Annotated in this window: 25 protein-coding genes; 15 read left to right on the top strand and 10 right to left on the bottom strand. The window is 64.5% G+C overall.

Annotation, left to right across the window (positions count from 1 at the left end; translation table 11 throughout):
- The first annotated feature begins 324 nt into the window (after nt 1-324).
- Both BM171_RS12285 and BM171_RS12290 read left to right on the top strand, forming a co-directional pair.
- On the top strand, nt 325-3,369 hold the full coding sequence (locus BM171_RS12285; RefSeq protein WP_093012649.1) for a Hint domain-containing protein: 3,045 nt from the start codon (nt 325-327) through the stop codon (nt 3,367-3,369).
- 284 nt (nt 3,370-3,653) lie between these two features.
- Nucleotides 3,654-4,328, top strand: a complete 675-nt coding sequence (locus tag BM171_RS12290; protein WP_245760259.1) for a Hint domain-containing protein — start codon at nt 3,654-3,656, stop codon at nt 4,326-4,328.
- Here BM171_RS12290 and BM171_RS12295 read toward each other — a convergent pair.
- On the bottom strand, nt 4,301-4,960 hold the full coding sequence (locus BM171_RS12295) for a nucleotidyltransferase family protein (protein ID WP_245760254.1): 660 nt from the start codon (nt 4,958-4,960) through the stop codon (nt 4,301-4,303). The genes BM171_RS12290 and BM171_RS12295 overlap by 28 nt on opposite strands.
- A gap of 173 nt (nt 4,961-5,133) precedes the next feature.
- Between BM171_RS12295 and BM171_RS12300 the strand changes: the two genes are divergently transcribed.
- Nucleotides 5,134-6,279 carry a sensor histidine kinase gene (locus BM171_RS12300; RefSeq protein ID WP_093012654.1) on the top strand — a complete coding sequence of 382 codons (1,146 nt, stop codon included), beginning with the start codon at nt 5,134-5,136 and terminating at the stop codon, nt 6,277-6,279.
- Here BM171_RS12300 and BM171_RS12305 read toward each other — a convergent pair.
- From BM171_RS12305 to BM171_RS18945, 4 genes are all read right to left on the bottom strand, one after another.
- Nucleotides 6,221-7,537, bottom strand: coding sequence for an HlyC/CorC family transporter (locus BM171_RS12305; protein WP_093012657.1), 1,317 nt, complete (start codon nt 7,535-7,537; stop codon nt 6,221-6,223). The two genes, BM171_RS12300 and BM171_RS12305, sit on opposite strands and share 59 nt — an antisense overlap.
- Nucleotides 7,538-7,643: 106 nt before the next feature.
- Entirely contained in the window at nt 7,644-8,570 is a 927-nt protein-coding gene (locus BM171_RS12310; protein WP_093012660.1) for a site-specific tyrosine recombinase XerD, read from the bottom strand.
- Nucleotides 8,567-10,099, bottom strand: coding sequence for a hypothetical protein (locus BM171_RS12315; protein ID WP_093012663.1), 1,533 nt, complete (start codon nt 10,097-10,099; stop codon nt 8,567-8,569). Before BM171_RS12315 ends, BM171_RS12310 begins: the two co-directional genes overlap by 4 nt.
- Nucleotides 10,089-10,238, bottom strand: a complete 150-nt coding sequence (locus tag BM171_RS18945; protein WP_172974970.1) for a hypothetical protein — start codon at nt 10,236-10,238, stop codon at nt 10,089-10,091. Before BM171_RS18945 ends, BM171_RS12315 begins: the two co-directional genes overlap by 11 nt.
- A gap of 101 nt (nt 10,239-10,339) precedes the next feature.
- Here BM171_RS18945 and BM171_RS12320 point away from each other — a divergent pair, with 101 nt between their 5' ends.
- Together BM171_RS12320 and aroB are read left to right on the top strand one after the other, a co-directional pair.
- Nucleotides 10,340-10,909, top strand: a complete 570-nt coding sequence (locus tag BM171_RS12320; RefSeq protein WP_093012666.1) for a shikimate kinase — start codon at nt 10,340-10,342, stop codon at nt 10,907-10,909.
- Entirely contained in the window at nt 10,906-12,027 is a 1,122-nt protein-coding gene (aroB, locus tag BM171_RS12325; RefSeq protein ID WP_093012669.1) for a 3-dehydroquinate synthase, read from the top strand. The genes BM171_RS12320 and aroB overlap by 4 nt, the downstream gene beginning before the upstream one ends.
- Here the strand turns inward: aroB and BM171_RS12330 are convergent.
- Together BM171_RS12330 and ssb are read right to left on the bottom strand one after the other, a co-directional pair.
- Nucleotides 12,005-13,054: a M50 family metallopeptidase gene (locus BM171_RS12330; RefSeq protein ID WP_093012672.1), complete on the bottom strand. Its 1,050-nt coding sequence runs from the start codon at nt 13,052-13,054 to the stop codon at nt 12,005-12,007. The two genes, aroB and BM171_RS12330, sit on opposite strands and share 23 nt — an antisense overlap.
- Before the next feature lie 148 nt (nt 13,055-13,202).
- Entirely contained in the window at nt 13,203-13,748 is a 546-nt protein-coding gene (gene ssb / locus BM171_RS12335) for a single-stranded DNA-binding protein (protein ID WP_093012675.1), read from the bottom strand.
- Nucleotides 13,749-13,925: 177 nt separating this feature from the next.
- Between ssb and BM171_RS12340 the strand changes: the two genes are divergently transcribed.
- Nucleotides 13,926-14,516 carry a lytic transglycosylase domain-containing protein gene (locus BM171_RS12340; protein WP_093012678.1) on the top strand — a complete coding sequence of 197 codons (591 nt, stop codon included), beginning with the start codon at nt 13,926-13,928 and terminating at the stop codon, nt 14,514-14,516.
- A gap of 3 nt (nt 14,517-14,519) precedes the next feature.
- On the opposite strand, the gene BM171_RS12345 is transcribed toward BM171_RS12340, so the two are convergent.
- From BM171_RS12345 to miaA, 3 genes are read right to left on the bottom strand one after another with little or no spacing between them, the layout of a single operon-like run.
- Nucleotides 14,520-16,193, bottom strand: a complete 1,674-nt coding sequence (locus BM171_RS12345) for an ABC transporter substrate-binding protein (protein ID WP_093012681.1) — start codon at nt 16,191-16,193, stop codon at nt 14,520-14,522.
- Nucleotides 16,190-17,047 (bottom strand): helix-turn-helix transcriptional regulator, encoded by an 858-nt coding sequence (locus BM171_RS12350; RefSeq protein ID WP_093012684.1) that lies wholly within the window; start codon nt 17,045-17,047, stop codon nt 16,190-16,192. Before BM171_RS12350 ends, BM171_RS12345 begins: the two co-directional genes overlap by 4 nt.
- Nucleotide 17,048: 1 nt before the next feature.
- Nucleotides 17,049-17,969: a tRNA (adenosine(37)-N6)-dimethylallyltransferase MiaA gene (gene miaA, locus BM171_RS12355; RefSeq protein ID WP_245760260.1), complete on the bottom strand. Its 921-nt coding sequence runs from the start codon at nt 17,967-17,969 to the stop codon at nt 17,049-17,051.
- 67 nt (nt 17,970-18,036) lie between these two features.
- On the opposite strand from miaA, the gene pyrH reads away from it, so the two are divergent.
- The 9 genes from pyrH to BM171_RS12395 all read left to right on the top strand — a co-directional run bounded on the left by pyrH (nt 18,037) and on the right by BM171_RS12395 (nt 26,872).
- The gene (gene pyrH, locus BM171_RS12360) at nt 18,037-18,768 is read left to right on the top strand and encodes a UMP kinase (protein ID WP_093012686.1); all 732 of its coding nucleotides are present in this window, start codon (nt 18,037-18,039) and stop codon (nt 18,766-18,768) included.
- A 93-nt stretch (nt 18,769-18,861) separates the two neighbouring features.
- A complete protein-coding gene (frr, locus tag BM171_RS12365; protein ID WP_093012688.1) occupies nt 18,862-19,425 on the top strand; it encodes a ribosome recycling factor in 564 nt (187 codons plus the stop codon).
- A 50-nt stretch (nt 19,426-19,475) separates the two neighbouring features.
- Nucleotides 19,476-20,201 (top strand): polyprenyl diphosphate synthase, encoded by a 726-nt coding sequence (gene uppS / locus BM171_RS12370; RefSeq protein WP_093012691.1) that lies wholly within the window; start codon nt 19,476-19,478, stop codon nt 20,199-20,201.
- Nucleotides 20,198-20,998: a phosphatidate cytidylyltransferase gene (locus BM171_RS12375; protein ID WP_093012694.1), complete on the top strand. Its 801-nt coding sequence runs from the start codon at nt 20,198-20,200 to the stop codon at nt 20,996-20,998. Before uppS ends, BM171_RS12375 begins: the two co-directional genes overlap by 4 nt.
- Before the next feature lie 4 nt (nt 20,999-21,002).
- Nucleotides 21,003-22,172 (top strand): 1-deoxy-D-xylulose-5-phosphate reductoisomerase, encoded by a 1,170-nt coding sequence (gene dxr / locus BM171_RS12380; protein WP_093012697.1) that lies wholly within the window; start codon nt 21,003-21,005, stop codon nt 22,170-22,172.
- A 15-nt stretch (nt 22,173-22,187) separates the two neighbouring features.
- Nucleotides 22,188-23,531, top strand: a complete 1,344-nt coding sequence (gene rseP, locus BM171_RS12385) for an RIP metalloprotease RseP (RefSeq protein ID WP_093012700.1) — start codon at nt 22,188-22,190, stop codon at nt 23,529-23,531.
- A gap of 104 nt (nt 23,532-23,635) precedes the next feature.
- Nucleotides 23,636-23,764, top strand: coding sequence for a hypothetical protein (locus BM171_RS19350; RefSeq protein ID WP_256371897.1), 129 nt, complete (start codon nt 23,636-23,638; stop codon nt 23,762-23,764).
- Nucleotides 23,765-23,849: 85 nt separating this feature from the next.
- Nucleotides 23,850-26,204, top strand: a complete 2,355-nt coding sequence (gene bamA, locus BM171_RS12390) for an outer membrane protein assembly factor BamA (protein ID WP_093012703.1) — start codon at nt 23,850-23,852, stop codon at nt 26,202-26,204.
- Entirely contained in the window at nt 26,204-26,872 is a 669-nt protein-coding gene (locus BM171_RS12395) for an OmpH/Skp family outer membrane protein (RefSeq protein ID WP_093012707.1), read from the top strand. The genes bamA and BM171_RS12395 overlap by 1 nt, the downstream gene beginning before the upstream one ends.
- Nucleotides 26,873-26,904: the final 32 nt, after the last annotated feature.

A 26,904-nucleotide genomic window follows, 5' to 3' on the forward strand; every position in this document is an offset into this window, starting at 1 on the left:
CGGCGCAATTTGCCGTTAAGAGCCACTTTTCGGACAATTTTTCCTTCCCGCACCGTGAGGCTTCACGTAGTTTCATCCTCAAGCCCACTGGGGGGTGAAACTGCTGGTCACGGGGGCGGCCACCAAAAACCGACATCCGTCCGGATGCATCGACTTGTGGCTCGGCTTTGCCGGGATGCCGCCTGAGCTCCTGCGTTCTGCCGAAAGGCCCCGCAGCCAAGATGCACCTGAACGATGTCCAATGGATTGGGCCGTATCCGGGACGGATCGGTAACCGCTGGCGCGGATGGGGTGAGAGCCTCGGAAAGGTGAGAGGGTAAAGACATGGCTGATCTCGTTCTCGATTGGACGGACCTTGCGGCAACCACGCCGCGGGTAAGCGGAAACCTCGGAGAGGATGGCTCCGCGACCTACGATGCCGGAGGAGTGGCCGTCGATATCGTGTTCGACTCGCAATCCGACGCATCGACCGCCTACTTCGCAGACTTCGAGGGCTACGTCGCGCCGGGCGAAGATTTCGATCCGAACTCGCATCTGAAGCTCTTCGCGGCGGGCAACAGCACGGGCACACCCTCTGCGGCACCGACCTCGACCACGTCCTTCACGTTCCGCTCCACGGATGAAGCGCTCTACACCGACAGCGTGCAGAATGTCAGCTTCCGCCTGAACGACGTCGACACCGGCCCGAACCAGGATCTCGGCGGCAGCGAAGGCGACGGCTTCGGCGACATCATCACGATCACCGCCTACGACGCCGAGGGCAACCCGGCGACCCTCTCCATCGACAGCTCCGGCGCCGCCACGGTGTCCGGCAACAGTGCGATCGGTGAAGTCACCACGAATTTCGACAATATCGATGGCTCGCTCCGTGTCGATATCGCCGGACCGATCACCCGCATGGACATCGTGCAGGACAATACCGGCACCGCCCAGCAGGCCGTTCTCGTCTCCGACATCAATTTTTCGACGGTCGACGTGGTCGCCAACGAAGATCCCGATGCGGTCGACGATACCGAGACCACCGACTTCGAGACGCCCGTCACCATCGACGTGCTGACGAATGACAGCGACCCCGATGGCGATCCGCTCACGATCACCGAAGTCACCGATGGTGCCAACGGTACCGCCGTGATCGACGGTGGAACCGTGATCTATACGCCGAATGCAGGGTTCGAGGGCACGGATACGTTCACCTACACGATCACGGACGGCAATGGAAACTTCGACACGGCTTCGGTCGACGTCACTGTTAATGAGAACGTTCCGCCGCCGCCGCCGTCGGGCAACGAAGATCCCGATGCGGTCGACGATACCGCTGAGACCGACATCAACACGCCCGTCGTGATCCCTGTTCTCGACAACGACACCGATCCGGACGGCGATCCGCTGACGGTGACCGAAGCGACGTCGCCGGACGGCACGGTCGACATCAATACCGATGGCACGGTGACCTTCACGCCGACCACTGACTTCACCGGCCCGGCCGAGATCAGCTACACGGTCGATGACGGCAACGGCGGCACCGATACCGCGACGGTCACCGTCACGGTCTCCGATCCCGACGACCAGGGCCGCATTGACGCCGATGTCTTCCCGGTTGCCGATGCCGACCAGCCGCTCGATCCGCTCAACGGCGCGGACCAGGATCCCGATCCGTTCGACGATCTCGACGACGTGCAGGGCACCGGCGCAGCCGAGACCATCTCGACCGGCGATGACGCCGACACGATCCGCGGCGACGGCGGTGACGACCTGATCCGTCCGGGCATCGACGACGACGATGTGCGCGGCGGCGGCGGCAACGACACGATCATCGACGTTCAGGGCAGCGACACGATCCGCGGCGGCGACGGCGACGACTCGATCATCGCGGGCGTCGACACCTTCTCGGACTACGAGGGCGACGATCCGAACCTGCCGCTGACCATCGGCTCCACGACCTTCACCTCTGACCCGAACCCCGAGGACGGACGCGATTTCGTCGAGGGCAATGCCGGCAACGACACGATCTTCACCGGCGATGACCGCGACACGATCGATGGCGGCGGCGACGATGACTACATCGATGCGGGCATCGACGATGACATCGTCATGGGTGGCCAGGGCGACGACGAGATCTATGGCCGTCACGGCTCTGACACACTCGATGGCGGGCAGGGCAACGATACGCTCGATGGCTCGGCGCCCGCGGCGCTCGAGATCACCGACGACACCGATCCGCAGCCGGAGAACGACCGTGACCTGCTGCAGGGCTTCCAGGGCGACGACCTGCTGATCGGCGGCGACGACGATGACACGCTCGAGGGCGGGTCCGGGAACGATACGCTGGATGGCGGCATCGACGACGACCTTCTCGGCGGTGGCGGCGACGATGACAGCCTGATGGGCGGTCAGGGCGATGACACGCTGAACGGCGATGCCGGTACCGATACGCTCGAGGGCGGTGAGGGCAACGACATCCTGAACGGTGGCGCGGGCCTCGACAGCATCGACGGCGGCGCGGATCGCGACACGATCGTGGTCGACAGCGCCTCGGACGCATCCCAGCCGGACGGCATGGGCGGCTTCCTTGGCGACACGGTCCAGGGCGGCAACGCGGGCGACGACTTCGACACGCTCGATCTGTCCGGAGTGGGCCGGCAGGGGGTCGACTGGCGCATCGTCAACGACCGTCCCGACGATGACGGGGCGCGCGAGTCGAACGGCATCGACGGCACGGTCGAGTTCCTCTCGGGCGACACCGTCACTGGCAGCTTCGACTTCTTCAACATCGAGGAAATCGTGCCCTGCTTCACGCCCGGCACCAAGGTCGCCACGCCTCGCGGCGAGCGGCTGGTCGAGGATCTGCGCGAAGGTGACAAGATCATCACCCGCGACAACGGTATCCAGGAGATCCGTTGGGTCGGCCGCAAGGATCTGACCGGGTTCGAACTGGCGCGCAAGCCGCACATGAAGCCGGTCCTGATCAGTGCCGGCAGCCTTGGTGCGAACCTGCCCGAGCATGACATGCTCGTCAGCCCGAACCACCGGATGCTCGTCGCCAACGACAAGACCGCGCTCTACTTCGAGGAGAACGAGGTTCTGGCAGCGGCAAAGCACCTGACCGGTCTGGCCGGCGTCGATGAGGTCACCTCGCTCGGCGTGAGCTACATCCACTTCATGTTCGACCGGCACGAGGTCGTTCTGGCGAACGGTGCCTGGACCGAAAGCTTCCAGCCCGGCGACTACAGCCTGAACGGCATCGGCAACGCGCAGCGCAACGAGATCCTGGAGCTCTTCCCGGAACTCGCGGAGGCGCAGGGCCTCAAGAGCTACGCCTCCGCGCGCCGCTCGCTGAAAAAGCACGAAGCGCAGCTTCTGGCGAAATAACCGGTCAATGCAGCGGCCCGAAGCGCCGCGCAGGGACGGGGCTTCGGGAACGGACGGGGCGGGATGTGTGGGGCATCCCGCCCCGCTTCCTTTCCGGCAGGTGGCGTCACTCGGACGAGTTTTAGGCATTACCTCAGGTCATTTCGGCCTGCCGTCACCTCGGCCCAAACAATCCTCACGCTCTCGACGCATTGTTGCCCCGATCTGCTGCCAAATCGGATGGGCAGGTCGAAAACCGAACCCTTTTGGTCCGGTGAGCCCCGACCTTCAGGAGACGTGTCTTGGTGAAACATCACGAGTTGAATGCAGTAAAGCGTGCGACGCCCGGCACCGCTCCGCGCAAGACATCGCGCTACGCCGCCTGTACGCCGTGTTTCACCTCAGGCACGCTGATCAAGACGGTCGAGGGCGAGCGGCGCGTGGAGACCCTTGCCGTTGGCGATCGTGTTCTGACCCGTGACAACGGCTTTCAGGAAATCCGCTGGATCGGCCAGCGCCACTTTTCCCACGAGGCCCTGCTCGAGACGCGCTCCCTTGCGCCGATCCTGATCCCGGCAGGCAGTCTCGGAATAGGGCTTCCCGCGCGCGATCTGGTCTTGTCGCCGGAACATCGGGTTCTTGTTGGCAATGCGTGGACCCAACTCATGTTCGCCGAGGACGAGGTTCTGATCCCGGCCAAGACGCTGCGGAGCTTTCCGAACGTGCAGCGGATCATCCCGGAGGAGGGCATCTCCTACGTCAACTTCCTTTTCCGGTCGCACGAGCTGGTACAGAGCGACGGGCTCTGGACCGAAAGTTTTCAGCCCGGCGAGGAAATCCTCGATGACGAGGATCGCGCAGCCCGCCTCGAAGTCTTTCGCATCTTCCCTGAACTCGAAGATCATCTCGAGGAAATGCGATTCAACTCGGCCCGGCTGACTCTGAAATCTCATCAGTGCAAGGCGCTGCTCGCGGCCTGATCCGCGCGCCAGGCCGCCCATTCTTCGGGCGTGTCGAGATCAACGAGCGCATGCCGGGCGGGCAGGGGCACATCCCGAACGTTCTCCGCATGAGCCTTCAGAACGGCGCGCGCTCCGGTATCCCCTGTCAGTCCCTCAAGCTCGGCGCGGCAACTCGCTGGAAAGATCACCGGATGTCCCGGTGTCCCATCCGCCGCCGCCGCGCGGATGATGTACGAGCCGCCGTGTGCGGCGAAAGCTCCTGCCAATGCCGCGATATCCTCGGCTGTGATCTCTGGCATGTCGGCGGGCAGGATCATCACTCCCGCGGCCGAAGGGGGAACGGCACTCAATGCGCGAACGAGCGACCTTGCCATGCCCCGATCGGCATCCGGCACTGGTATCGCCGTCACAGCAAGACCCTCGAGCGCCGCGGCGCGTGCTCCCTCAAGGTCGGGAACGGCGACCGAAACCAACGGCACGGTTTGCAAAGCAAAGCGGCTCAGCCGGCGCAAAAGCGGCTCGCCATCGACCTCTTCCAGCAACTTGTCGCCACCGCGCATCCGCTTGGCTTGTCCAGCGGCGGGCAAGATGACAGCTAGAGCCTCAACCATCGGCTTGCGCGAATTCATGTCATTGCTGCCGTTGTCCATTTGTATATTTCTGTAAATTGACAGTTTTGACTGTATCTTTTAACTGACATCATGCCCGTTAGTGTCACCGGATATGGCTCGCGGCTCTCCAGCGGTGCTTTCCCGGATCGGTTCAGACCTACAGGCCGACCGGTAGCTCCGCATAACACGCTCCGGCGAGAAAGGCGAAGCTGATGCGCGCATCCGCTCCGGAAAATCAGGAAGAACGGCTTGCGGAGCTAAGGGAATTCTCGGTTCTCGAAACCGGTCCGGAAGACAGTTTCGAGGATATAGCCCAGCTCATCCGCGATATTTGCGACGTCCCCACCGCGCTTGTCTCCCTGGTCGAAGAAGACCGTCAGTGGTTCAAGGCACGGATCGGGTTCGAATACCCTGAAACCCCGATCGATCGGGCCATCTGCGCGCACACGATCCTGTCGACCGAGATCCTCGAGATCCCCGACACGCAAGCCGATCCGCGCACGGCTGACAACCCTCTGTGTCGCGATGGCGAGACACCGGTTCGGTTTTACGCGGGCGCGCCGCTGGTGTCCGACCGGGGACATGCACTCGGCACGCTATGCGTTCTTGATACACGGCCACGCACGCTCGAGCCGCACCAGCGGCGAGCGCTGAAAGCGCTGGCATCGCAGGTGATGCGCCTTCTGGAACTGCGCCGGACGCTGCAGGCCGAAGAGATGCTCCGCAGCGAAATGGACCACCGGGTGAAGAATTCGCTTCAGACGGTGTCGAGCTTCATCCGCATCTATTCCTCGCGCGCCCAGCACGAAGAGACGAAAGACGCCCTCGATGCCATCGCGCGGCGTGTCAACGCCATCGCGCAGCTGCATGCCGAACTCTACCAGACGAACCAGTTCAATGACATCCAGCTCGATCAGTACCTGACGCGCGTCACCGAGCTCTTGTCGGCGCAGGTTGCCGAGAATGTCCGGATCGAGACGGATTTCGCACCGGTCTCGACCGAGAGCCGCACGGCCGCCCAGATCGCGATGATCGTCAGCGAATTCGCGGCCAACGCCTCCAAGCATGCCTTCCCGGATGATCGCCGCGGGATCGTGTCTCTGCGCGTCACGCGCCTCGACGGCGGAGGGCTGGAGCTGGTCTGCGAGGATAACGGCATTGGTAACGCGGCGACGCCCATCCGGTCCGAGCAAAGCGAGATCGCCTCGATCGGCATGCGTTTGATGGAGAGCGCCGCCGAGCAGATCGGCGGGCGCGTGGAGATGGGCGCAGGGGCCGACGGTTACCGGCTATCGCTCGTCATTGAGCCTCAAGGCGCGGAAGAGCCGCATCAAGCGGCCGCACTTTCAGCCGAGTGATCCGGTTGTTCTCGCGAGAGACGACCTCGAAGCGGAATCCGTGAAAGCTGAACGCCTGGCCGACGGTCGGGATCATCTGCGCCTCGTGAATCACGAGGCCGGCCACCGTGTTCGCCTCGTCATCGGGGAGCTGGTAGTCGGTCGCACGGTTGAAGTCGCGGATCGTCATTAGGCCATCGATCCAGTAATAGCCGTCCTCGGCCACGGTGATGACGTGATCGGCATCGGGGTCGAACTCGTCGGTGATCTCGCCCACGATCTCCTCGAGAATGTCCTCGAGGGTGATGAGCCCCTGCAGTGCGCCGTATTCATCGACAACAAGCGCGAAATGTGTGCGGCGGCGCAGGAACTGGCGCATCTGGTCGTCGAGCGACGTGGTGTCGGGGATGAAGTAGGGCTTCATCGCCACATCCGCGATCTTGAAATCCTGCAGCGCCGCCATCGATGCCTCGGCGCCTTCCATCAACTTGTACATGGCGCGCAGCAGATCCTTGGCATGGATCAGGCCGATGATGTTCTCGGGATCGCCGCGATAGATCGGCAAGCGCGTATGCGGACTTTCGAGGCATTGTTGCAGGATGACGGACGGATCCGAATCCGCGTCGATCATCTCGATCGAGGAGCGATGAAGCATGATTTCCTCGACGGTGCGTTCGCCAAGGTCGAGCGCGCCCAGAATGCGGTCCCGGTCCTCCTTCTCGACGATCCCCTCGGAGTGGCCGAGATTGAGCGCGCCCGCGATTTCCTCTCGCACGGCAAGAACCTGGCTGTCGGGGTCGGTCTTGACGCCGAAGAGCCCCAGGATGACCCGCACCAGCGCACGCACGGCGCTCACGACCGGCGCGAAAACGAGGATCACGACCTGGATGACCGGCGAGACCCGGCTCGCGGCGGCTTCGGGATTGGTGATCGCGTAGGTCTTGGGCAACACCTCCGCAAAGATCAGCACCAGCAATGTCATGATGAGCGTCGCAAGCGCGACGCCCGACTCGCCGAAGAGCCGCGTGAAAAGTGCAGTCGCGAGCGAGGTTGCGAGGATGTTGACAAGGTTGTTGCCAAGCAGGACCGAGCCGATAAGCCGCTCGTTGTCCTCGGTGATCTTGAGCGCCCGCTCGGCCCCCTTGTTGCCCTTGTCGGTGGCCGCACGCAGCTTTCCGCGTGACGCGGCCGTCAGCGCCGTCTCGGAGCCCGAGAAAAAGCCCGAGCAAACGAGCAAGGCCAGAATGGCAAAGGCGGTGATCCAGAATGCGGCGTCCAAGAAGCTGTCCCCGTTATTTTAATCTGTCACTGGTTATGTGGTGAGGTGGCCGGTCTTTCAAGTCGGCTCGGCCCTGCGACCGGTCGGGTGCAGTCGGATCGCGCTGTCAGTCCCGCGCAAGGGGATGATGATCGAGCACCAGCGCCCTCAACCGCTCTTCGAGGACATGGGTATAGATTTCGGTCGTCGCGACATCCGCGTGCCCGAGAAAGGTCTGGATCGCGCGCAGATCCGCGCCGTTCTCCAGAAGGTGCGTCGCGAAGGCGTGCCGCAGGATATGCGGCGTGACCTTCGCCGGGGACACACCAGCCTCGACCGCGATCTCCTTGATGAGCGCGTAGAAGCCGTGACGTGTGAGATGGCCTGACTTCGCACGCGAGGCGAAAAGGTAGGGCGAGGGTTTGAGACGCTTGTCGCGCAGCGCGGCATCCTCCTCCTCGCGCAGGGCCAGCCAATCGGCCAGCGCGGCGCGCGCATCCGGGGAAAGCGGGACCATCCTTTCCTTTCCGCCCTTGCCGCGGATCAGCAACATGCGAGGATCGCCCCGTGCCGCCGAGATCGGCAGGCTCACCAATTCGCTGACGCGCATGCCGGTCGCGTAGAGAAGCTGCATAAGACAGCGGTTCCGGCTCCGGTCGGAGGCGGTGCGTCCGTGCCGGTCCGCGGCATCGAGCAGACGATCCACCTCCGCAATGCTCAAGGTCTTTGGCAAGCGCTTGTCGCGTCCCGGACCGGCGATGCGGATCGCGGGGTTGTCCTCGCGCAGACCCTCCTCGAAGGCGAAGCGATAGACCTGCTTGATCGCCGACAGCCGACGTGCCCGCGTTGCGGTCGCGAACCCTTGTGCGGCGCAATGCAAGAGGTAGCCTTCGATGTCGGACGGGTCGGCGCTCAGCAAGCTGCGTCCTTTGCCCGAAAGCCACTCCGAAACGTCGCTTAGATCGCGCGCATAGGCTTGAAGGCTGTTCTCCGCGGCGCCGCGCTCTGCCGCCTGTGCCTCAAGGAAGGCGCCGATTAGCGCTGCGTCCGTCACCGTCCGGCCCGCATCCGGTCGAGGAGCGCAAGCTGCAGCGCAGCCCGGCGCGCGGTGTCCTCGAGGCCGACGGCGCGGAAGCTCGCAAGAGCCTCGGAGAGTTGCGGGCTGTTGCCTTCGGCCCCGGTGCTGAAAAGATCGATGGCGCGCAGGATCGCCTCGCCAAGCTGGTCATTTGCGAGACGCCGCGAGATTGCCGCGGGCGGTTCGGCATCGCCGAAGGCCGCGGCGATCGCGTCCGCATGGGGTAGGGCGCTCGTGGCCTCCGGCGCTTCGCCGCGCGCGATCGCCGCAAGGAACCCATGATCGCCGGTCGCCTCGCCGACCTGGCGCGCAGCTCTCTCATAATGCTCCGACAGAAAGCCGGCCTCGATGGCAAGATCACGCGCGCGCCCAGATAGCGGCAAGGCCAGCAGTTGATCGGCATAGAGCGCGGCGAATGGAACGAGCAGCTCGGCCTCCTCCATCTGCGGCCAGACGCGGGTCAGGGCAGAGGCGATGGACGTCGGATTGCGCGAGGTCATCGCGATGTCGAACCGCTGCATCGCCTCCACGCGGTCCCAGATGCCGCCCGACGCCGCCGGGCTCCGCAGCGTGTAGATGCCGAGAAGACGGTTCTCCGGGAGTGCGCCGCTTCGGGCCAGCCGCTCGGCGGCGGCAATCTGTGCGCGCCAGCCAGTATCGCCCGAAAGATCTGTATAGGCGAAGGCGCGCGGCAAAGGCCCGGTCGGAAGCGCCTCGCCGATGGCCTCGAACAGCGCGAATTGCAGCGGTGTCGGGCGCGAAGGCGGAGGCAGCGGCGGCAATCCTTCTGAAATCTCGGGATCGAGAAACCGCTCGAGAAGGTCGCGGTCGCGTGGAGGCAGCGTGCCGAGCGCCGCGGCGGTGCCGAAAGTCAGGCTTGCTTTCGACCAGTCGCCCTCGCGTGCCGCGCAGAAGATATCGGACGCGATGTCTTCGGTCAGCCAAGGGTCGGCGTTCAAAGCCTCGCAAGGGGCTTCGAGCCTGCCTTCGAGGAGCGATGCTTCGAGCCAGGGCGTGAAAAGGTCCGGGTGATCCGGCCCCGCGCGCTCGAGCAGGGCGAGCGCGGGATCGATCGCGCCCATCTCCATCAGGCGCGCCACACGGGCCGCGACGAAAGCGGCCCCGTCACCGTCGCCGCGGGGTGGTTCCGCCTCGGCCAGAAGAAGCGTGGTCAGCAAGGACGCGACCGCCGGAACGGCGGCTTCGCTGTCCTCGATGGCGCGGATCAGCGTGGCGGATTGACTGTTTTGCCAAAGATTTGTCGGAAGTCCCGTCACGGATGGCGGCAAGAGTCCGACCGCCGCGATGGATTGCGTACCGAGCGGTTCCTGCGCGACATCCGGCACATCCACGGCATCGGCAACCGGCGGCTCGTTCGTGGCGGGCGACGGGCTGGAGGGTTGCGAGACGGGATCGTTCAGCCAGTCGATCGCGGACAGCGGATCCTGCGCCAGTGCCGGCGCGGCAAGCCAGAACGCGCAGAAAACCGCCGCGCTATTCCGCATCAAGATCGACCGGCTGGCGAATCTCCGATTGTGGCGGGGCGAAGTCGGCACCGAAGAACTCACCGACATAGGCATAGCCGATAAGCGCGATCGCTCCGAGAATCGCGAGATAAAACAACCATTTGATCAGCCGCCCCATCGTCTCGCTCGCCTTCTGCCCCGTTATTTTTTTCCACTTATAACTGGCATTTCACCCAAGTTCACGTCATTCACGCCGAAATTGTCGTGATTGGGCGGACGATGGCCGAGGCGGCTTCGAAAAACAGATCACTTTTGACAAAGAGCGTGGTGCTTGTCGGCATGATGGGTGCAGGCAAGACGGCGGTTGGCCGGGCGCTGGCGCATATGCTGCGCGTGCCGTTCCGCGATTCCGATGCGGAGATCGTCGCCGCCGCGCAGATGTCCATTGCCGAGATTTTCGAGCGTGATGGCGAGCCTTTCTTCCGCCGCCGCGAGACAGAGGTGCTGACGCGTCTTCTCGACGGGCCGCCCGCGCTGCTGTCCACCGGGGGAGGGGCGTTTCTGCAGGATCGCAACCGCGCCCTGATTTCGGAAAAGGGGGTGTCGGTCTGGCTCGATGCCGATCTCGACCTGCTCTGGAGCCGGGTGAGACACAAGGATACGCGGCCGCTCCTGAAGACGCCCGATCCCTACCGCACCTTGTCAGAGCTCTTCGAGGCGCGTGTGCCGATCTACCGAAAGGCGGATATCGCCGTACGCACCGATCCCAGCTTTTCCATCGAGGACACCGCCCGCGCGGTGCGCGCGGCGCTGGCAAGCCGCCCGGACGTATTGAGAGAGCCAGGATGACAGAAACCGTTTCCGTCGCATTGGGCGCGCGGTCGTATGACGTGCGGATCGGGCCGGGTCTGATTGGCCGGGCCGGAGCGGAGATCGCGCCGATCCTTGCGCGTCCGCGCGTCGCCATCGTCACGGACAGGCATGTCGGCGAGTCGCACCTCGCCGCGCTCCAAGCCGCGCTTCAGGCCGAGGGGATTACCTCCGAAGCGCTGACCCTGCCTGCGGGAGAGGCCACCAAAAGCTGGGCGCATCTGCAAGAGGTGACCGAATGGCTCCTCGCTCTGCGGATCGAACGGCGCGACGTGGTGGTCGCGCTCGGTGGCGGCGTGATCGGCGATCTGGTCGGGTTCGCGGCGTCCATCCTGAGGCGCGGTGTCCGCTTCGTGCAAATCCCGACCTCGCTTCTGGCGCAGGTGGATTCCTCGGTCGGCGGCAAGACCGGGATCAACTCGCCGCATGGCAAGAACCTCGTTGGCGCATTCCATCAGCCATCGCTCGTGCTGGCCGATATCGATGCGCTCTCGACCCTGGCTCCGCGCGACTTTCTGGCGGGATATGGCGAGGTCGTGAAATACGGGCTCCTGGGCGACGCGGCCTTCTTTGACTGGCTGGAGGCGCATGGTCCCGACATGGCTGCGGGCGATCTCGAGGCGCGGGCCTACGCGGTGCGTCGTTCGGTCGAGATGAAGGCCGAGATCGTGGCCCGCGACGAGACCGAGCAGGGCGACCGCGCGCTTCTCAACCTCGGGCATACGTTCTGCCACGCACTGGAAGCTGCGACCGGCTATTCGGATCGTCTTCTGCATGGTGAAGGCGTCGCTATTGGCTGCGGCCTGGCCTTCGAGCTGTCTTCTCGGCTGGGGCTCTGTTCCCAGGAGGAGCCGAGCCGCGTGCGCGCCCACATCTCCGCGATGGGCATGAAGACGGATCTTGCGGATATTCCCGGCGATTTGCCGGACGGGCAGGCGCTGCTGAAGCTCATGGGGCAGGACAAGAAGGTGGTCGACGGCAGATTGCGTTTCATTCTTGCGCGGCGGATCGGCGAGGCTTTCGTGACCTCCGACGTGCCGGGCGAGGCGGTGCTGGCGGTGCTGGAGGACGCACTCAGCGCGAGGCGCGCCTCCTGAGGAGCCGTGCCGCACTCCCTTGCGTGACGTAACCCACGAGGCGGCCCGACGGGCCGGTCACGCCGATTGCGTGCCGCTCTCCGAGGACATCCAAGAGGTGCCCCGCCGGGCGGCTCATCGGCAGGCTCATAACGTCGGCCTCCATGACGTCCGCGATACGCCCTCCGCCGTCGGCTTCGAGGATCGCATCGGCCTCCACGAACCCGGCGAGCTTGCCGTCACGGCCCACCACCGGGAAGATCGACTGGTCGGAGCTGCGAACCAGTTCTGCCGCCGCGCTGACGGGCGCATCGGGCGAGAGGTGCGTGAAGTCGCGCAGCATCGCGTCGCCGACGCTGAGATCGGACAGGGCCGCCCGGCTCTTCATCTGGCCAAGCTCGGCATTGCCTGCAAGGAACACGAACAGCGCGACGAGACCCAGAAGGAAGTTTCCGCTCCAGAGCGCGTAGGCCGCGAAGGCCAGCGCGAAGGCTTGCCCGATCCTGACCGCGAAAAGCGTTGCCCGCAGACGCGGCAGGAAGATCGCGAGCACGCCGCGAAGCACCCGGCCGCCATCCATCGGGAAGGCCGGGATCATGTTGAAGAGAACCAGCAGGATATTGACGCTCAGAAGCGCGCTCGCGAACGCACCGGCTGAGGTTTCGAGCGCGAGCGAGGTCGAGGGGCCGAAGCCCGCAAGCCAGAGCGCGGCGGCGATCACCACATTGACGAGCGGGCCCGCCAGCGCGACCGCGATCTCCTGGAACGGGCGATCGGGCATCCGTTCAAGACGCGCAAGCCCGCCGATGGGCAGAAGCGTGATGTCGGGCGTGCGGATGCCGAAGCGGCGTGCCATCAGCGCATGGCCGAATTCATGGGCAACGACGCATGCGAACAGCGCCATGACGAAGAGAATGTTGGACAGTGCCGCGCCCGCTCCGCCGATGCCCCAGGCCGAGGCCCCGACCCACAACAGGAGCAGGAAGAATGTCGCGTGAATACGCACTTCCGATCCCAGAAGTCGTCCGATGGGAAATGACCAGCTCATGCGTCCTGCCTCGTACGTCCTGTCTTGTTGCACCTCACATGGGGCTCGCACGGCCAAAGACCAAGGCACGGGCGACGGCTGGTCGCGATGACGAAAAACGCCGCGTCCTGTCGGGCGCGGCGTTGAAGCTGTTCGATGAAGGAATGGATCAGAACGGGATCTCGTCGTCGATATCCCGCGACGGGGCGCGCGAGCCGCCACCACCGCCGGAGCCGCCACCGTAGCCGCCGCCCTGGTCGCCGCCGCCATAACCACCGCCCTGATCGCCTCCACCGTAGCCGCCGCCGTAATCGTCGGAATAGCCGCCACCGCCGCCGCCATAGCCGCCGTCGCCACCGCCGCCCCGGCTGTCGAGCAGCGTCAGCTCACCGCGATAGGGGCGCAGCACAACCTCCGTGGAATACCGGTCCTGGCCGGACTGGTCCTGCCATTTGCGCGTCTCGAGCTGGCCTTCGATGTAAACCTTGGAGCCCTTCTTGAGATATTGCTCCGCGATCCGCGCGAGCGGTTCGGAGAAGATCGCGACGGAATGCCACTCGGTGCGCTCGCGACGCTCGCCGGTGTTGCGATCCTTCCAGTTCTCCGAGGTGGCGATACGCAGGTTGCACACCTTGCCGCCATTCTGGAACGTCCGCGTCTCGGGGTCGCGCCCGAGATTTCCGACGATGATCACCTTGTTCACGGATCCGGCCATGACGATCCCCTCTTTCTCATCCGATTCCGGGCCACGCGGCCCGATCCTTCAGGCGACGTTACACCACCAAAACCGAGAATGGTAAACGCCGTCTTGAGATCAGACGCTCAGGACTCGCAAATTCCTCAGATCCGCGTATAGTCCCGCCGGACAGTGACGACAGGGACCGGGGGACAAATGCGCAAGGTCATCTGCGCTGCAGCCGCTTTTGCGGTGACGGCGAGCCTCGCTCATGCCGACGTTCTATCGACGCAAGGACGCGGCAAACTCTTCACCAACCAGACCAGCGTGCTCGATAAACGCGCCTCCGAGCAATACCGCAGCTCGGTGCGCCTTCAGCCGACGCGGGTAAAGACGCCCACCAAGTGGGACACCGAGGAAACGCCGCGCTACTCGGGCAAATACAAGGGCATCTACCTGCAATCGGCGCGCCTTGCCGCGCAGCGTCACGGCATTCCCGAAGACCTGTTCCTGCGCCTTGTGCAGCAGGAATCGGGCTGGAACCCAAAGGCTTTGTCGCACAAGGGCGCGATCGGCCTCGCCCAGCTCATGCCGGGCACCGCGAGCCGACTGGGCGTGGACCCGCATGATCCCGAGCAGAACCTCGACGGCGGCGCGCGGTATCTGCGCGTGCAGTACAACCGGTTCAAGTCTTGGCGGCTGGCGCTCGCGGCCTACAATGCCGGCCCCGGCGCGGTCGAGAAGTACGGCGGCATTCCGCCTTACAAGGAAACCAAGAACTACGTCGCGATCATTCTCGGGAGCTGATGCTCACTCCTCGTCTCGCGCCCCTTCGGCCCATCCGAGCGCGTAGAGGTGGATTTCGAAGGATGGGTGCATCTCTGCCCCGAGGATACCGGGCCGGAAATGCCGGAACAGCGCGCGCCAATAAGGCTGCACGATCACCGCATCCTCGACCAGCATCCGCTCCAGCTCGGCCATGACCTCGCGCCGCTCCTCGGCGCTCGCGATCGCGCGGGCACGGGCCAGCGCTGCATCGAACTCCGAATTGGCGTAAGCGCTTTCGTTCCACACCGCGCCCGAACGATAGGCGAGCGACAGTGTCTGCACGCCGAGAGGGCGGTGGTTCCACTCGGTGATCGAGAGCGGAAAGTCCTTCCAGGCCGACCAGAAGCGCGATCCGGGAAGGACGGTCTGGCGCGCGGGAATGTCGGCATCGAGAAGCAGGGCGACCACCGCTTCGCCGGTCCTCCGGGCCACGCCGTCATCGAGCGTGACAACGTCATGCGTCACATCGATCTTGCCCGCCTGCACGATTAATGCGCGGCCCTCTGCGGGCGCGAACCGCGGCGGGCCTATATCGGCGTAATCGGGCTGGATCGGGGCGACGTGGTGATTGGCGGCGACCTCGCCACGGTCGCCATAGCCGAGCTCGAGGCAGATCGCGTTGTCTATGGCGAGGCTGAGGCCGCGACGGATACGCGGATCGGCATAAAGCTTCTCGCCATTCACATCCGCATTCTGATTGCCGCGCAAAACCACCGTGGAGGCCGTGTCCGTGCGCGAGCTTTCCCAGCCAAGCTCCGTCGCAGCGTCTATGAAACGGCCCACATTCTCGTAGAGCATATCGACCCGGTCGTCCTCGATCGCTGCCACCCAGGAGGCCGGATCGGTGCCGAGGTCGATGAACTCGATCCGCTCGAGCGTTGCCGGCCCGAACCCTTCGACCTTGGTCCCCCACCAGTCGTAGCCCTCGCGCCTCACGAGGATTGCCCGCTCTCCTGTCGAGATGAGCTCTGGCCGGTAGGGGCCTGTTCCGACGGGATTTTCTAGCATCGTCTCGGGCGTGAAGCCGGGCGGGATGACCGCGGCGGGATAGTCGGCGAGCGCCACGATCAGCGTCACATCGGGGCTGCCCGGTCGCAGTCGAACGCGCATCGGATCGACGATCTCGACCGCGCCTTCGCGAAGGCCGCCCATCTCGGGATCACTCAGCGACGACAGGCTCGCCGCCATGACGTTTCCAGGCACCTCCGGCTCGCACCAATAGGCGAACATGCGCGCCACGTCCTGCGCGGTGAATTCCGTGCCGTCTGACCAACGCACGCCGGGACGAATCTTGAGCAGGTATTCGGTCGCGTCCGCGTTGACCTCCCAATCCTCAAGGAGCATGCCCCGGACCGATCCGTCGCGTTGATACTCGACAAGGTATTCGAGCCATCCGCGCGTGACATTGGCGATCTCGGGCCAGTCCATCGTGCGTGGATCCTTGAGCGCGCGCACATCCTGCTGGATGCGAAGCGTGCCGCCGGATGCCCGTCGCGGCGCATCCTGAGCGGCAAGCGGACGCGGCAAGCCAAGCGCGCCGAGCGCGGCTGCCGATGCGCCGAGTGCCGTCGCGCGCGTCAGGAACTCGCGCCGCGAAAGCTGACCTGAGCGATATTCCATCCCGAGCGCCGGGATCGACGGGTGAAGCCGCATCATGCCCGTCCCGTGGTCAGGGCGCGCTTTCGCAGCGACGATGGCGTCTGGCCGGTATGGCTCTGGACGAAGCGGGTGAAATACGCGGCCGAATGAAAGCCGAGCGCCTCCGCCACGCCCGAGATCGGCGGCTCCGCTTGCCCCAGCATCACGCGAGCTTCGTAAAGCTTGCGCTCGGTGATGATCTCGGCGGCGGTCTTGCCCGAGGCGGCGCGGCAGACGCGCGTGAGATGCGTCGGCGTCACGCCGAGCGCCCCTGCATAATCCGCCATCACCCGGTCTGATCGGAACTCGCGCACAACGAGATCCGAGAAGCGCCGCGCCAGCCTTTGCGTCGCGGTGTCTTTCGGTCGATCCGCGGCACCTTCGGCGATCTGCCGGCGCAGCCAGACGGTCGCAAGCCTCAGATGCGCCTCGAGCGAATCCGTAAGGTAGAGCCGGTCGCGGCCGATCTCGCGGCTCATCGCCTCAATCTCCGCGGTCAACTCCGCCTGGGCGAGGCTGTCGCGGCAGCGCACGTGTTCGGGCTGGCGCTTCGGCAGCTCCATCATGCCGGCAGGTGCCTCGATCACGCTCGCTAGCGATTGCGGCGTCAGCTCCAGGCCAAAGAGTGTGCCAGCCGGCAGGAAAATCGCGTTGTGGCTGCCATAGCCGCGCAGCACGCCGCCGATATTCACCCGGCCCTGACCCTTGGTGATCCAGATCAGAAGATCGGTGTCGCGGTCATGCAGATCCGAGATCCGCCACGGCGCGCCGCGCGTGAACTTGCCGATATTCTCGCAGCGGATGCGGCGCGGCACGGCGGCGGTGTCGTGGATCTTGCCTGGTTTTCGCAGGAAGCTCGGGCCGGATGCCATCTCAGACCTCCGCACGCGCAGGATCGATCCAACGCCATGCGCCCATGTTGGAGCGGAACCAGGTTCGCTGGCGCTTTGCGAATTGCCGTGTCTGGATCACGGCGCTGCTGATCGCGTCATCGAGACTCATAACTCCTTCAACATGCGATATGAGCTCGCGCGCGCCAATGGCTTTCGCGGAGGGACGCGCCATCGTGAACCCGGCTGCGTTTTCTTTCGCCTCTTGCAGCGCACCTTCGGCGATCATCTGCCGAAATCGCGTCTCGATCCGCGCATTCAACCAGTCCTTGTCTGGGCCGATGACGATGGTTTCGGCCTCGTCGGGCGCCAGCAGTGGCGGCGGCGTCTCGGCTTGCCAGGCGGCAAGTCCCTTTCCGGTCGCGCGATAGACCTCCCAGGCGCGCTGCACGCGCATGGGGTTCGCGGTGTCGATCCGGCCGCGGGTTTCCGCGTCCATCTCGGGCAGGAGCGCATCCGGCCCGCCTTCAGCCAGACGCGCCATCGCCTCTTGGCGAAGCGCGTCCGGCACAGGTGGGATCTGTGCAAGACCTCGAGTCAACGCGTTGAAATAGAGCCCCGTACCGCCGACGATGATGGGGCGCTCGGGGCCATCGAGCCAGGGCGCGATCTCGCGCAGCCATTCGCCGACAGAATAGGGGTGATCGCCCGGCACGTGGCCGTATAGCGCGTGAGGCGCACGGGCCTCTTCCATAGGAGAGGGCCGCGCCGTCAGAACGCGCCAATCGGAGAAGACCTGGATCGCGTCGGCATTCAGGATGACCCCGCCCTGCGCTTCGGCGATGGCGAGCGCGAGCCCCGATTTACCCGACGCGGTCGGCCCCGCGATCAGCACGGGTCGGTCGGGGTGAATGCTGGACAGGTCGATCATCGGCGGCTGGGTCTCATCCTCATCCCGCGCCATTGTCATCGGGCACGATTTCCGACATCTATGGCCGCAATCCTAGACCGCCACAGTCACGGAGCGCAACATGGCCCAAGGCGACGAGCATACCACCACCTTCAAACGGGTTTTGTTGAAGATTTCGGGCGAGGCGCTGATGGGCGACCAGGGTTACGGCCTGCATCCCCCGACGGTGGAGCGGATTGCCCGCGAAGTGCAGTCGGTCCAGGAGATGGGTGTCGAGATCTGCATGGTCATCGGCGGCGGCAATATCTTCCGCGGTCTGGCCGGATCGGCGCAGGGGATGGAGCGGACGACCGCCGATTACATGGGTATGCTCGCCACGGTCATGAACGCGCTCGCGATGCAATCGGCGCTCGAAGGGCTCGGCGTCTATACTCGGGTGATCTCGGCCATCCGGATGGACGAGGTGGCTGAACCTTACATCCGCCGCCGCGCCGTGCGCCACCTTGAGAAAAAGCGCGTCTGCATCTTCGCCGCCGGTACGGGCAATCCGTATTTCACTACCGATACGGCCGCGACGCTCCGCGCAAACGAGATGGCCTGCGAGGCGATCTTCAAGGGAACGAAGGTCGACGGCGTGTACGACAAGGATCCGATGCAGCATCCCGACGCGGTGCGGTACGACGAGGTCAGTTACGACGATTGCCTGGCCAAGCACCTCAAGGTCATGGATGCCTCCGCGATCGCGCTTGCGCGCGACAACAACCTGCCGATCATCGTCTTCTCGCTCGACGAGCCGGGCGGCTTCCGGGGTATTCTTGCAGGTAAAGGCACCTATACGAAGGTTCACGGCTAGGGGCTGACGGATGGGGCGTCTATACAAGACCTGCCGCGTCCCTTAGAACGCCCAGCGACGCATAAAAAACATCACGACGACCGAGACAGGATCATGGCTGACGATTTCGAACTGGATACCGACGATCTGAAGCGGCGCATGGATGGCGCCATGTCCAACCTCAGAACCGAATTCGCCTCGCTGCGGACGGGCCGGGCCTCGGCCTCGATGCTGGAGCCGGTGCAGGTCGAGGCTTACGGGCAGATGACGCCGATCAACCAGGTCGGCACAGTGAACGTGCCCGAGCCGCGCATGGTCACCATCAACGTTTGGGACAAGAGCCTCGTCAACAAGGTGGACAAGGCGATCCGCGAGTCGGGACTAGGGATCAATCCGCAGATGAACGGCACGATCATCATGCTGCCGATCCCCGAACTCAACGAGGAACGCCGCCGCGAGCTGACCAAGGTCGCAGGTCAATACGCCGAGAATGCGCGCGTCTCCGTGCGGAACGTCCGCCGCGACGGCATGGACCAGATCAAGAAGGCCAAGAACGACGGCATGTCCGAGGACGATCAGAAGTTCTGGGAGACCGAGGTTCAGGATCTGACCGACGATTACATCAAGCGCGTGGACGAGGCGCTCGAGACCAAACAGCAGGAAATCATGCAGGTCTGAGACCCCGCACCCGCCCGCGCAGCACGAAGACCGGTCAGGAGGCCGTTTCGATGTCGAAACAGGACAAGCCCGCAGGCGCGCCGCGCCATGTCGCCGTCATCATGGACGGCAATGGCCGGTGGGCGCAAAGCCGGGGGCGGCCGCGCCTTTTCGGGCACCAGGCGGGCGCGCGGCGCGTGCGAGAGATCGTCGAGGCCTGCCCCGATTGCGGTGTCGAATACCTGACGATCTTCGCCTTCTCGACAGAGAACTGGAAGCGCACCCAGGACGAAGTTGCGGGTCTCATGTCCCTCTTCCGGATCTACATCACACGCGAGGCGCGGGCGCTGCGCGACAACGACGTTCGTGTGCGCTTCATCGGCGATCGGGTGCGTCTCGACCACAAGTTGCAGAAGCTGATGGACCAGCTCGAGGCGATGACGGCCCATTGCGAAGGCACGAACCTGACGATCGCGCTCAATTACGGCGGCCGTGACGAGGTCGCCCGCGCAACCAAGCGCCTTGCCGAGGACGTCGCCGCGGGCCGGCTCGATCCGGCCGATGTCGGCGAGGAGACGCTGCCGCGCTATCTCGACACCTGCCTTCTGCCCGATCCCGATCTCGTCATTCGCACGAGCGGCGAGGCGCGGATCTCGAACTTCCTACTGTGGCAATCCGCCTATTCCGAATACGAATTCGTCGACACGCTCTGGCCCGATTTCACCGCAGCCGAATTCGCCCGGCTGACCGAAACCTTCGGAAGGCGGGAACGCCGCTACGGAGCCGTGCCTGCATGAGTGCCAGGTCACGCTGGAACGACCTCTCCGAACGGATGATTTCGGGCATCGTGCTGGTGGCGGTCGGCATGACCGTCGTCTGGATCGGTGGATTCACCTTCCATATCGCGATCGCGCTCATTGTTGGTCTTATGGTCTGGGAATTGGTCTCGATGCTGGACCACGACCGCGCGAAGACCCCGCTTGTTCTGGGTGTGGCCTCGGGGATCGCGGTGCTGACGGCAGGCGAGGTCTCGCCCGCGGTTGCGATGCCGCTGCTGCTGGCGCCCTCGATGCTCGGTATCGGGCAGATGAGCCGGGGCGGCGTGACCTTTGCCAGCTTCACTGCCCTTATCATGCTCGCGGGCTACGGCATGATGGCTCACCGCGACGATTACGGGCTCTTCTGGATGCTCTGGCTCGTGCTGGTCGTCGTGGCAACGGATGTGGCGGGCTACTTTGCGGGCCGCCTGATCGGCGGGCCGAAATTCTGGCCGCGGGTCAGCCCCAAGAAGACCTGGTCGGGCACTGTGGCGGGTTGGATCGCTGCAGGCGCGCTCGGCGCGGCCTTCGCGGCATTGTCGAACGCCAATTACGGGCTGGTGCCATTGTCGATCGCGATCTCGATGGCGAGCCAGCTCGGCGATATCGCCGAAAGCGCGATCAAGCGCCGGGCAGGGGTCAAGGACAGCTCGAACCTCATTCCCGGCCATGGCGGTCTGTTCGACCGGTTCGACGGTATGCTGGGCGCGGCGCTCTTCATCCTGATCGCGGGGCAGATCGTCGGCTTCCCGCCGGGTTTGCCGCCGAGCATGTGACCGGATGACCGACAGACGGCGCATCTCCATCTTCGGGGCGACAGGCTCCATCGGACAGAACACGCTCGACCTTGTCGCGCGCGAGCCGGATCGGTTCGAGGTTGTCGCTCTGACCGGCGGCCGTAACGTGGCGCAGCTGGCGGCGGATGCGCGGCGCTTCGGCGCGAGCCTTGCCGTCACCGCTTTCGAGGATGCCTTGCCCGACCTGCGCGCGGCGCTTGATGGCTCCGGCATCGAGGCGGCGGCGGGCGAGGCTGCCCTTGTAGAGGCTGCGCGCCGGCCGGCGGATCTGGTCATGTCCGCCATCGTCGGGGCGGCGGGGCTCGCACCGGGGCTCGCGGCGCTTGAGACGGGCGCGTCGCTCGCGCTTGCCAACAAGGAAAGCATGGTTTGCGCGGGCCCCTTGGTCATGGCGACGGCAGAGGCGCATGGCGGCCGTGTCATTCCCGTCGACAGCGAGCATTCAGCCGTGTTCCAGGCGCTCCTCGGCGAAGATATCGCTTGCGTCGAGCGTGTCATCATCACCGCATCGGGCGGTGCGTTCCGCGACTGGCCGCTGGAGAAGCTGGCCGAGGCGACGCCCGCAGAGGCCGCGACGCACCCCAATTGGGACATGGGCCAGCGTATCACCATCGATAGCGCCTCGATGTTCAACAAGGCGCTGGAACTGATCGAGACGAAGGAATTCTTCGGCTTCGCACCGAGCCAGATCGAGGCCGTGGTCCACCCCGAATCCATGATCCACGCGCTTGTCGGCTTCTGCGATGGCGGCCTCATGGCGCATGTCGGTCCGCCGGATATGCGCCATGCCATCGGTTTCGCGCTGAACTATCCCGCGCGCCGTCCCGTGCCGGTGGAGCGGATCGACCTTGCCAAGCTCGCGACGCTGACTTTCCGGCCCGCCGACGAAACGCGCTGGCCCGCCCTCCGCGTCGCGCGCGAGGTGATGGAAACGGGCGGTCTTTCGGGCGCGGTCTTCAATGCCGCCAAGGAGCGCGCGCTCGATGCGTTTATCGATGGCCGGATCGGATTCCTCGACATGCCGCGCATTGTGGAGCGCGTTCTCGACAGGGTTTCGGCCAAGGGCGGTCTCAATATCGACGTGATCACGCTTGATAAGGTGCTCGAAGCAGACCATCTCGCACGAAGGCTTGCGGACGAAGAAATAGGCTGAAGAAGGGCAGGGGTTTTGGATCTGGTGACGCTCATTCCGCAGTTCGGAGGTCTCCTCTGGACGCTTCTGGCCTTTATTGTCGCCCTGTCGGTGATCGTCGCCATCCACGAATACGGCCATTACATCGTCGGACGCTGGTCGGGTATCGACGCCGACGTCTTCAGCCTCGGCTTCGGCCCGGTGATCTATTCGCGAGACGACAAGCGCGGCACGCGCTGGCAGATCGCGCTCTTCCCGCTCGGCGGATACGTCAAATTCCGCGGCGATGCGAACCCCTCGGGCGGCAAGGACGAAGCGGCGATGAGCGCGCTGCCGGAGAGTGAGCGCCGCCGCACGATGAACGGCGCGCCGCTTTGGGCGCGGGCCGCGACGGTTGCCGCCGGGCCGATCTTCAACTTCATCCTGTCCATTCTCGTCTTCACGGGCGTCTTCATGGCGCGCGGCGTGGTGTCCGAGCCGATCACAGTGGGCGATCTGCGCCCGCTGCCCTCGGTGCAGGAGCTGGAGCCCGGCGACGAGATCGTCGAAATCGCCGGTGTCGCCCCGCCGAGTTTCGAGGCTGCGGCAGATTTCGAAAGCTTCCTCGACGGCCTGCCGACCGAGCCCGTGCTCGACTACACCGTGCGCCGCGGCGAGGACGAGATCGTCTTTGAAGGCCCTTACGTCTATCCGCCTATCGCGACTTCGGTGGTGCCGCGCTCTGCCGCGGACGATGCGGGCTTCCGGAAGGGCGACGTGATCCTCACCATCGATGGCGCGGATGTCTTCGCCTTCGACCAGCTGCGCGAAAAGGTGGAGGGGTCCGAAGGCGCGCCGCTCGATCTTGAGATCTGGCGCGATGGCGAGGTGATCGAAACGACGCTGACGCCGCGGCGGACCGACGAGCCGCAGCCTGACAATTCCTTCCGCACGGTCTACCGGATCGGTATCGTGGGCGGTCTCTTTTTCGAGCCAGCCACGGAAACCCCCGGACCCTGGGATGCCGTCTCCTCGGGTGTGGCGCAGACCGGCATGATCATTGAAGGGTCGATCTCCGGTCTCTGGCACATGATCACCGGCGCGATCTCCACCTGCAATCTCTCGGGCCCCATCGGCATCGCCGAGACGAGCGGCTCGATGGCAAGCCAGGGGACGACCAATTTCATCTGGTTCATCGCCGTCCTGTCGACCGCGGTCGGGCTTCTGAATCTGTTTCCGGTTCCCGTTCTCGACGGGGGACATCTGTGCTTTTACGCCTATGAGGCTGTCTCGGGGCGTCCGCCTTCCGACCGCGCGCTCAAAGTGCTGATGTCGATCGGCCTGACGCTCGTGCTGTCCCTCATGGTTTTCGGCATCACCAACGATCTGTTCTGTCCCTGATCCGACAGGGGCAGCGGCCATTCTGGCGCCGCGCCCTTGCCGCAAAACTGCCGCAATCAGGTGGCAGCTATCATCCGTGAAACGGCAGCTTTACGGATAAGGACATGCAACAGGCCATTCATGACGGCTATCGCAGCCTCGGGTTGATCGTGAACCTGAACTGGGACCGCATCCTCTACGGTCTGACCATCGTTGTGGCCCTGTGCCTCGGCACGTTCGTGGGCTCTTTCTGAGCGCTATTTTCCCCCTTCTGGCTTTTGACAAGGTTCGCCAATCCCGATACTGACTTCTTTGAGGGATGTCTGAAGGATAGGCGGGATGTCGAGCACGACCAACGCGCGGCCGCGTCTGGCGGCGCTAAACGCGATGACCAAACGCGCAAGTTTGGCGATTTTTGCACTCACGGCGACGACGGCTCTGGTGTCTGTTCCACAATCGGTGGTGGCGCAGACCTTCGTCTTCAACAACGTGCAGATCGAAGGCACCCAGCGGATCGAGCCGTCCACGATTCTGAGCTATGCCGGGATCGCGCGTGGTGAACCGGTCTCGGCCGGGCAACTGAACGATGCCTTCCAGAACATCCAGAATTCGGGCCTTTTTGAGAGCGTCGAGATCGTCCCGCAGGGCAACACGCTCCTGATCCGGGTCGTCGAGTATCCGACGATCAACCGCATTGCGATCGAGGGCAACCGGCGCATCGACGACGAGGACCTCGCGCCGCTTCTGCAATCGCAATCGCGCCGGGTCTATTCGCCCTCTACCGCCGAGGCCGACGCGAACGAGATCGCCGAAGCCTATCTTCAGCAGGGCCGGATCGCCGCACGCGTTCAGCCGCGCGTCATTCGCCGCTCCGATAACCGCATCGACCTTGTCTTCGAGGTGTTCGAGGGCGGTGTCGCCGAGGTCGAGCGCATCGGCTTTGTCGGCAACCAGCAATATTCCGATCGTCGCCTGCGCCGCGTTGTCGAGACCAAGCAGGCCGGCCTTCTGCGCGCGATCATTCAGAGCGACACGTTCATCGAGGATCGCATCCAGTTCGACCAGCAGCTTCTCGAGGATTTCTACGCCTCGCGCGGCTACGTCGACTTCCGTATCACCGGCGTGAACGCGGAACTCGCGCGGGAACGTGACGGCTATTTCGTGACCTTCAACGTCGAGGAAGGCCAGCAATTCCGCTTCGGACAGGTTAGCGTGACCTCCGATCTGCCGGAAGTGGACATTCCCGCCTTCCAAAGCGCGACCACTGTTCGCACGGGCAACATCTACGCACCGCAGCTCGTCGACCGCGACATCGAGCGCCTCGAGCGTCGGGCGGTCGAGGAAGGGCTCGATTTCGTCCGCGTCGAACCGCGCGTGATCCGCAACGATCGCGACCTGACGCTCGATGTCGAGTTCGTGCTGACGCGCGGGCCGCGCATCTTCGTCGAGCGGATCGACATCGAAGGCAACACCACCACGCTCGACCGTGTCGTGCGCCGCCAGTTCGAAACCGTCGAAGGCGATCCCTTCAACCCGCGCGAGATCCGCAACGCCGCTGAACGCATCCGGGCGCTCGGCTATTTCGCGGACGCGCAGGTGGAAGCCCGCGAAGGCTCCTCGCCGCAGCAGGTGATCGTCGATGTCGATGTCGAAGAGCAGCCCACCGGCTCCATCAGTATCGGCGGCTCCTTCTCAAGCTCGACCGGTTTCGGTCTGAACTTGTCCTTCGCGGAGCAGAACTTCCTAGGCCGCGGTCAACAGCTTAGCCTTTCGGCAACTACAACTGCGGACACAGAACGATATTCTTTCGACTTTGTCGAGCCGGCACTCCTGGGCCGGGATCTCGCCTTCGGTTTGGGGCTGTCCTATGCGCGGACGGAACAGGATAACTCTGACTACAACACGGAAGTAGCACGATTTTCGCCCTCTCTAGCATTTCCAATCTCAGAAAATGGTCGTCTGAGACTTAGCTATACACTTGAGAGCACAGACTTGACCGTGCCCGATGCATCGGATGTCGGCGGGATTGTACGTGCCGAGGCGGCGCAGGGTCAGGTTATCAAAAGCTCGCTCGGCTACCGCTTCAGCTACGACACGCGCCGGACCGGGCTCGACCCGAACGCGGGCGTGCTTCTGGAGTTCGGACAGGAATTCGGGGGCGTCGGCGGCGATGTGTCCTTCGTCGAGACCCGCGCGCGCGCCGTGGCGCAGCGCTTGGCCTTCAGCGAGGAAGTGACGCTCCGCGCGACCCTCGAAGCTGGCGCGCTCAATTATCTCGACGGCGATTCAAGCCGCGTGACCGACCGCTTCTTCCTTGGCTCGAGCCTCATGCGCGGCTTCGAGCCCGGCGGGATCGGCCCGCGCGAAGTTGGCCCAGGCGTTGATGACGCGCTTGGCGGCGATTACTTCGCGGTCGCTCGCTTCGAGGCCGAATTCCCGTTGGGCCTGCCGGACGAATACGGCGTCTCGGGCGGCGTGTTCTACGATGTCGGCACGCTCTGGGGCGTCGAGAACAAGGACAACGCGACGGGATCGGTGCTCTACGATGATGCCTCGATCCGGCAGGTCGCGGGTGTGTCGCTGTTCTGGGACACGCCGCTCGGCCCGTTGCGGTTCAACTTCTCCGAGGCCCTTCAGAAGGAAAAAGAGGATCGTGAACAGAACTTTGAGCTGACGATCTCGACCGACTTCTGATGATACGTCTCTGGGCGATCTGGCTCGGCAGCGCGATCCTCGCGCTGGTATTGGCCTTGCCCGTTCTGGCGCAAGACCAAGGCTCTGGCGAGCGCGCGGTCGTCCGCTCGCCGATCCTGACCATTGAGTCCGAGCGGTTCTTTGGCGAAAGCGCGTTCGGTCAGCGGCTTCTGTCGCAGATCGAGGAGGACGGACAGGCACTCGCCGCGGAAAACCGGCGTCTCGAGGCCGAACTCACCGCAGAGGAACGCCGGCTGACCGAGCTGCGCGGAACCGTTGAGCCGGAAGCGTTCCGCGAGATGGCCGACGATTTCGACACCCGCGTTCAGGACCTGCGCCAGCAACAGGACGCGAAGGCGCGCGCGCTCGCCAATCGTGACGAGACCGCCCGGCGGCAATTCTTCAGCGCGGCCCAGCCCGTGCTCGGTGAAATCCTGCGCGATGCTGGTGCGGCGCTGATCCTCGAACGCGGAAACGTCCTGCTGAGCGCGAATTCCATCGACATCACCGACGTCGCGATCGCGCGCGTCGACGCCACGATCGGCGATGGCTCCGACCTGGGTTCGGGCGCACCGGAAGGCACGCCGACAGAGCAGGCGCCGCAGCCGCAGGCGGACGACGGATCGCTCTTCGATATGGGCGAGGGCGCGCCGAACGCCACGGAGTGACGCGCTTGCCAGTTCGGGCCGAGGTTGCTACC

The sequence above is a fragment of the Roseivivax halotolerans genome (assembly GCF_900115815.1).
In the GTDB taxonomy this organism is placed as follows: domain Bacteria; phylum Pseudomonadota; class Alphaproteobacteria; order Rhodobacterales; family Rhodobacteraceae; genus Roseivivax; species Roseivivax halotolerans.

Coding starts and splice junctions, on each gene's coding strand:
- ssb (WP_093012675.1), bottom strand. CDS start 13,748: ATGGCCGGATCCGTGAACAAGGTGATCATCGTCGGAAATCTCGGGCGC.
- BM171_RS12315 (WP_093012663.1), bottom strand. CDS start 10,099: ATGCGGAATAGCGCGGCGGTTTTCTGCGCGTTCTGGCTTGCCGCGCCG.
- dxr (WP_093012697.1), top strand. CDS start 21,003: ATGACCGACAGACGGCGCATCTCCATCTTCGGGGCGACAGGCTCCATC.
- BM171_RS12320 (WP_093012666.1), top strand. CDS start 10,340: ATGGCCGAGGCGGCTTCGAAAAACAGATCACTTTTGACAAAGAGCGTG.
- BM171_RS18945 (WP_172974970.1), bottom strand. CDS start 10,238: ATGGGGCGGCTGATCAAATGGTTGTTTTATCTCGCGATTCTCGGAGCG.
- BM171_RS12345 (WP_093012681.1), bottom strand. CDS start 16,193: ATGATGCGGCTTCACCCGTCGATCCCGGCGCTCGGGATGGAATATCGC.
- uppS (WP_093012691.1), top strand. CDS start 19,476: ATGTCGAAACAGGACAAGCCCGCAGGCGCGCCGCGCCATGTCGCCGTC.
- BM171_RS12330 (WP_093012672.1), bottom strand. CDS start 13,054: ATGAGCTGGTCATTTCCCATCGGACGACTTCTGGGATCGGAAGTGCGT.
- bamA (WP_093012703.1), top strand. CDS start 23,850: ATGTCGAGCACGACCAACGCGCGGCCGCGTCTGGCGGCGCTAAACGCG.
- aroB (WP_093012669.1), top strand. CDS start 10,906: ATGACAGAAACCGTTTCCGTCGCATTGGGCGCGCGGTCGTATGACGTG.
- BM171_RS12375 (WP_093012694.1), top strand. CDS start 20,198: ATGAGTGCCAGGTCACGCTGGAACGACCTCTCCGAACGGATGATTTCG.
- frr (WP_093012688.1), top strand. CDS start 18,862: ATGGCTGACGATTTCGAACTGGATACCGACGATCTGAAGCGGCGCATG.
- miaA (WP_245760260.1), bottom strand. CDS start 17,969: ATGGCGCGGGATGAGGATGAGACCCAGCCGCCGATGATCGACCTGTCC.
- BM171_RS12285 (WP_093012649.1), top strand. CDS start 325: ATGGCTGATCTCGTTCTCGATTGGACGGACCTTGCGGCAACCACGCCG.
- BM171_RS12300 (WP_093012654.1), top strand. CDS start 5,134: ATGCGCGCATCCGCTCCGGAAAATCAGGAAGAACGGCTTGCGGAGCTA.
- BM171_RS12395 (WP_093012707.1), top strand. CDS start 26,204: ATGATACGTCTCTGGGCGATCTGGCTCGGCAGCGCGATCCTCGCGCTG.
- BM171_RS12350 (WP_093012684.1), bottom strand. CDS start 17,047: ATGGCATCCGGCCCGAGCTTCCTGCGAAAACCAGGCAAGATCCACGAC.
- pyrH (WP_093012686.1), top strand. CDS start 18,037: ATGGCCCAAGGCGACGAGCATACCACCACCTTCAAACGGGTTTTGTTG.
- BM171_RS19350 (WP_256371897.1), top strand. CDS start 23,636: ATGCAACAGGCCATTCATGACGGCTATCGCAGCCTCGGGTTGATCGTG.
- BM171_RS12340 (WP_093012678.1), top strand. CDS start 13,926: ATGCGCAAGGTCATCTGCGCTGCAGCCGCTTTTGCGGTGACGGCGAGC.
- BM171_RS12295 (WP_245760254.1), bottom strand. CDS start 4,960: ATGGACAACGGCAGCAATGACATGAATTCGCGCAAGCCGATGGTTGAG.